The following is a 2,815-nucleotide window of genomic DNA, read 5'->3' as shown; positions in this document are numbered from 1 at the left end:
AAGAAAGCCGTTGCCGAACGTATCGTTTATGGTGCCCTGGAAACCGTTGCGGCCCGTAAGGCTGGCACCGATCCCCTGGAACTCTTCGAAAAAGCACTCGACGCCATCGCTCCGCTGGTCGAAGTGAAGTCGCGCCGCGTTGGCGGTGCTACTTACAGGTTCCGGTCGAGGTTCGTCCTTCCCGTCGTAACGCTCTGGCAATGCGCTGGTTGGTAGACTTCGCCCGCAAGCGTGGCGAGAAGTCCATGGCCCTGCGTTTGGCTGGCGAACTGCTGGATGCTGCTGAAGGTAAAGGTGCAGCAGTTAAGAAGCGTGAAGACGTGCACCGTATGGCCGAAGCCAACAAGGCTTTCTCGCACTACCGCTTCTAATATCAGCATCATTCATTTTGCGAGGGCTTTATGGCTCGTACTACAGCAATCAACCGCTACCGTAACATTGGTATTTGCGCCCACGTTGACGCGGGCAAGACTACCACTACCGAGCGGATCCTGTTCTACACAGGTCTGAGCCACAAGATGGGCGAGGTGCACGACGGCGCCGCGACCACCGACTGGATGGTGCAGGAGCAGGAGCGGGGTATCACCATTACCTCCGCTGCCGTTACCACTTTCTGGAAAGGTTCCCGTGGTCAGTACGACAACTACCGCGTAAACGTCATCGATACCCCCGGCCACGTAGACTTCACCATTGAAGTAGAGCGTTCGCTGCGTGTACTCGACGGCGCGGTCGTTGTTTTCTGCGGCACCTCCGGTGTTGAGCCTCAGTCCGAAACCGTATGGCGTCAAGCCAACAAGTACGGCGTTCCACGTGTCGTTTACGTGAACAAGATGGACCGTGCCGGCGCGAACTTCCTGCGCGTTGTCGGCCAGATCAAAAACCGTCTGGGCCACACCCCGGTTCCGGTTCAGCTGGCCATCGGTGCAGAAGATAACTTCCAGGGTCAGGTCGACCTGATCAAGATGAAGGCTATCTACTGGAACGAAGACGACAAAGGCACCACCTATCGCGAGGAAGAGATTCCTGCCGATATGGTTGAGCTGGCCAACGAATGGCGCAACAACATGGTCGAGGCTGCGGCCGAAGCCAACGAAGAGCTGATGAACAAGTACCTTGAAGAAGGTGACCTGTCCGTCGAAGAGATCAAGGCTGGTCTGCGCGCCCGTACCCTGGCGAGCGAGATCGTTCCTGCGGTCTGCGGTTCCTCGTTCAAGAACAAGGGCGTTCCCCTGGTTCTCGACGCCGTTATCGACTTCCTGCCGGCTCCGACCGAGATCCCTGCAATCCAGGGCATCCACCCGGACAACGTCGAAGACGAAAACGCTCCGAAGATCGAGCGTCACGCCGACGACGCCGAGCCGTTCTCGGCTCTGGCGTTCAAGATTGCCACCGACCCGTTCGTGGGCACTCTGACTTTCGTCCGCGTCTACTCGGGCTTCCTGACCTCCGGTGACTCCGTCATCAACTCGGTCAAGGGCAAGAAAGAGCGCGTTGGTCGTATGGTGCAGATGCACGCCAACCAGCGTGAAGAGATCAAGGAAGTGCGTGCAGGCGACATCGCTGCTCTGATCGGCATGAAGGACGTCACCACCGGTGACACCCTGTGCGATCTCGAGAAGCAGGTGATCCTTGAGCGTATGGATTTCCCTGAGCCTGTGATTTCGGTGGCTGTAGAGCCGAAAACCAAGCAGGACCAGGAAAAGATGGGTATCGCACTGGGCAAGCTGGCTCAGGAAGACCCGTCGTTCCGCGTCAAGACCGACGAAGAGACTGGTCAGACCATCATCTCCGGTATGGGTGAGCTGCACCTGGACATCCTCGTTGACCGCATGAAGCGCGAGTTCAACGTCGAGGCCAACATCGGCAAGCCGCAGGTTTCGTACCGCGAGAAGATCAGCAAGAGCAACGTTGAGATCGAAGGCAAGTTCGTTCGTCAGTCGGGCGGTCGCGGTCAGTTCGGTCACTGCTGGATCCGCTTCTCGGAGCCAGACGTTGACGAGAAGGGCAACATCACCGAAGGCCTGGTCTTCACCAACGAAGTTGTGGGTGGTGTGGTTCCGAAGGAATACATCCCGGCTATCCAGAAGGGTATCGAAGAGCAGATGAAGAACGGCGTTGTCGCCGGTTATCCGCTGATCGGCCTGAAGGCTACCGTGTTTGATGGTTCCTACCACGACGTCGACTCCAACGAGATGGCGTTCAAGGTGGCGGCCTCCATGGCGACCAAGCAGCTGGCCCAGAAGGGCGGCGGTGTTGTGCTTGAGCCGATCATGAAGGTTGAAGTAGTAACCCCTGAGGACTACATGGGTGACGTGATGGGTGACCTGAACCGTCGTCGTGGTCTGATCCAGGGTATGGAAGACTCGGTGTCCGGCAAGGTTATCCGCGCCGAAGTTCCGCTGGGTGAGATGTTCGGTTATGCGACCGACGTCCGTTCCATGTCTCAGGGTCGCGCGAGCTACTCCATGGAATTCTCCAAATACTCCGAAGCTCCGTCGAACATCGTCGAAGCTCTCGTTAAAAAACAAGGCTGATTCAGCCCCTTTAGGCTAGGAGTTAATTGTCGTGGCTAAAGAAAAATTTGAACGTAGTAAACCGCACGTCAACGTTGGCACCATCGGTCACGTTGACCACGGTAAAACCACTCTGACCGCTGCCCTGACCCGTGTTTGCTCCGAGGTTTTCGGTTCGGCCGTTGTTGACTTCGACAAGATCGACAGCGCCCCGGAAGAGAAGGCTCGTGGTATCACCATCAACACCGCGCACGTAGAGTACGATTCGAACATTCGTCACTACGCGCACGTTGACTGCCCGG

At 57.2% G+C, this 2,815-nt stretch carries 2 protein-coding genes and 1 pseudogene; all 3 read left to right on the top strand.

Features of this window, described 5'->3' with window-relative positions; all coding sequences use genetic code 11:
- Window positions 1–371: pseudogene (rpsG, locus tag ACIP0B_RS28200) on the top strand (30S ribosomal protein S7); the annotation flags it as partial.
- Window positions 372–401: 30 nt separating this feature from the next.
- Window positions 402–2,534, top strand: coding sequence for an elongation factor G (gene fusA / locus ACIP0B_RS28195; RefSeq protein WP_085585802.1), 2,133 nt, complete (start codon window positions 402–404; stop codon window positions 2,532–2,534).
- 31 nt (window positions 2,535–2,565) lie between these two features.
- Window positions 2,566–2,815, top strand: a 250-nt coding sequence (locus ACIP0B_RS28190; RefSeq protein WP_400838425.1) for a GTP-binding protein, incomplete at its 3' end; no start/stop codon positions are given.

This window comes from Pseudomonas sp. NPDC089534 (genome assembly GCF_044749305.1).
Lineage (GTDB): Bacteria > Pseudomonadota > Gammaproteobacteria > Pseudomonadales > Pseudomonadaceae > Aquipseudomonas > Aquipseudomonas ekonensis.
This window is presented reverse-complemented; position numbering and strand designations above follow the sequence as displayed.